The organism is Deferribacterota bacterium (assembly GCA_034189185.1).
Taxonomy (GTDB): Bacteria; Chrysiogenota; Deferribacteres; order Deferribacterales; family UBA228; genus UBA228.
Map to the genome: position 1 here is coordinate 1 of JAXHVM010000197.1, position 3112 is coordinate 3112.

The window sequence follows — 3112 nt, forward strand, 5'->3', positions numbered from 1 at the left end:
TTGAAGAGATCTTTGCTAAACCCTTTACAGACTCATCATTCAAGCCAAGGTTTAATACAGTATCCATCATCCCAGGCATAGATACTCTTGCCCCTGATCTAACTGAAACTAAAAGTGGATTTGAAGGATCGCCAAATTTTTTACCAGTTAACTTCTCAAGCCTCTCCATATTTTCTAGCACTTCACCCCATATATAATCAGGTATTTCCTTATTATTTTTATAATATATGAGACAACCTTCTGTTGAAATTGTAAATCCTGGAGGTACTGTTATACCAATATTGGTCATCTCCGCTAATCCAGCGCCTTTGCCCCCTAAAATATCTTTCATATTCCCTGAGCCTTCAGCTTTACCACCGCCAAAAAAATAAACATATTTATTCATATAACACCCCTATTTATTTAATATATTATTTTAGAAAGATCACAAATACTATTGATTGTATTCCTTAGAGTGAGCAATAATGCCAATCTATTTTCCCTAATATCATTATTTTTATCTATCACTAGAACATTGTCAAAAAAGTTATTCAAGGGTTTACTAAAAGTAGCCATCTTCTCTAAAATATCCCTGTATCCTTTCTCTTTCTTTTTAATATTTATAAACTCACTAAATTTTGTAATTATACTATGTAATTCCCATTCGTATTCACTGTCAAACAGATTGGTATCATAATGCTCAATGCTCCAATTATTTTTTAATATTATATTATTTATTCTTTTATAAATAATAGTAACTATCTTAAAATCGGAAGAAGCTTTAAACTCATTTAATGTTAATGCAATCTCCTTTAATAAACAGAGTGAGTTATACTTATCACTAACAGCTTCAAAAATATCTGGCGTTATATTATCTTGTGATATAAGCATCTGCTTTAAACGCTGTTTAATAAAATCGACAACTTCTACAACAACATCTTGTCTATTTACGTCAAAATTGCCATATTCATTGTATAGACGCACAACAAAGTTAACGAGTTCAAAAATATTAAAATCTAGCTCTTTCTCACATATAATAGAGATAATGCCTCTGGCATCTCTTCTTAAAGCATAAGGGTCAAGATTACCTGTTGGGATATTTCCAACTAAAAAATTACCAACTATTGTATCTATTTTATCAGAGATACTAACAATCGCTCCCTCAATAGTTGTTGGAAGCTCATCACTTGAGTGCCTAGGCAGGTAATGCTCGTATATCCCTTCAGAGACTATATTATTTTCTCCCTGAATTGATGTATAAATCTTTCCCATATATCCCTGTAGCTCTGGAAATTCTAAAACCATCTCGGTTATAAGGTCACATTTTGATAGCCTAGCAATTCTTTTAATATTTTTAATATCACAACTACAACCTAGTAAATTATATAAATACTCAGAAATCCGCTCAATTCTTAAAGTCTTATCATAGATTGTTCCCAATCTTTCTTGAAACACCACCCCCTTTAGCTTATAAAGGTTATCTAGTAAAGATTTTTTCTTATCCTTTTCAAAAAAGAAGAGAGCATCACTTAGCCTTGCCTTTAAAACTTTTGAATAGCCTTGTTCAATTGTTTCTTTTTTAAGGGGAACTATATTTGAGATGCCTATAAATCTATTAGTTAATTTACCTGATTTCTCCCTTAAATAGAAAAATTTCTGATGATTTTTCATTGTAGTTATTAAAACTTCTTCTGGAAGTTCTAAAAATTTTCTATCAAAGGTTGATATAACCCCCTCTGGATATTCAACGAGATTTACAACCTCTTCTATAAGTTCTTTATCATACTCAAATGATAGATCATACTTTTCTATGGCTTTCCCAATAAAATCTTTAACCCTTTCTTTCCTTTTATCCTTATTAACAATTACAAACTTTTCTTCAAGTTTTCTTTCATAATCATTATAACGATAAACCTCTATTTTATTATTGTCTAAAAACCTATGCCCCCACGTGTAGATGTCTGCCTCTAAATTACCTAATTTTATAGGTAGTAGCTCACCATTATATATTGATAGCAGCCATCTTATTGGTCTAGCAAAGTAAATCTTTGAATCATCCCACCTCATAGTTTTAGGAAAGGGGGTAGACAATACAATATTAACTATATTTTCTAACAAAATTGAGACTGTTTTTTTTGAGCTCTCTTCAACAATACCACCCAAATATTTACCTTTTGGTCTTTCAATAATTTTAATATTGTTTTTATTTATACCCTTTGATTTTATAAACTTTAAACCAATCTCATTTAATTCCCCTTCTTTATTAAAGGCTACATTTACTGGAGGGCCAATGATCTCTTTTCTCTTATTTTTTTGACTTTCTGCTAAATCTTCAATATACACATAAACACGCCTTGGGGTGCCCGATGATTTTAGTTTTCCATATTCTACATCATACTTATCTAATAAATTGGCAAATCCCTGGCTTAAATGCTTTATTGCTATATTTAAATAGGTAACAGGCAGCTCTTCAACGCCAACCTCAAATAAATAATATCCCATAAGTTAAAAACTATAAGGTATTCTCTTTTCAAAATCTTTTATTGCAGATAAATCTTCTGCAAGTAGACTTATATTATCATATATGCCCTTTATAAAAGCGAGCCTAATATCCTCTGGCAACTCAAAGTTATATTTTTCTACATTAGAATGATCTAACGATTTTACTTCCAACACTTTATTCTCAATGTCAAGCCTAATAATAATATTGTCAGCTGAATCCTTAGGAAGATTAATTAACCTATCTATTTCACTTTTATTTAAAACAATACAAGGTAATCCAATTGTTGTTGCGTTTCCATAGAATATCTCGGCAAAGCTCTCTGCTATAACAGCTTTAACCCCAGCTCGTTTCAATGATTGTGGCGCATGCTCTCTTGAAGACCCACAACCAAAATTCTTCCTTGTAATAAGTATATAATCACTAGACTTGTCAACTTTATTAAATGGATGATCCAAGGGTTTACCGTCATTCGAAAAGCGCTCATCATAAAAGCAATATTCACCTAGTTTTTCAAAGGTTGTTGTCTTCATAAACCTAGCAGGGATTATCCTGTCAGTATCTATATTGTCATAAGGTATGACAATAGGCTTGCCTTCAACGCATTTAATCTCTTTAATAATATTAAACATT

Annotated in this window: 3 protein-coding genes; all 3 read right to left on the reverse strand. The window is 31.3% G+C overall.

Going from position 1 to position 3112, the window contains the following annotated elements:
- Positions 1 to 385 (reverse strand): PEP/pyruvate-binding domain-containing protein (locus SVN78_09775; GenBank protein ID MDY6821893.1); only part of this gene is annotated, 385 nt, incomplete at its 3' end.
- 17 nt (positions 386 to 402) lie between these two features.
- Positions 403 to 2481, reverse strand: coding sequence for a glycine--tRNA ligase subunit beta (gene glyS / locus SVN78_09780; GenBank protein ID MDY6821894.1), 2079 nt, complete (start codon positions 2479 to 2481; stop codon positions 403 to 405).
- Between the two features lie 3 nt (positions 2482 to 2484).
- Positions 2485 to 3112, reverse strand: a 628-nt coding sequence (locus tag SVN78_09785; GenBank protein ID MDY6821895.1) for a 3-isopropylmalate dehydratase small subunit, incomplete at its 5' end; no start/stop codon positions are given.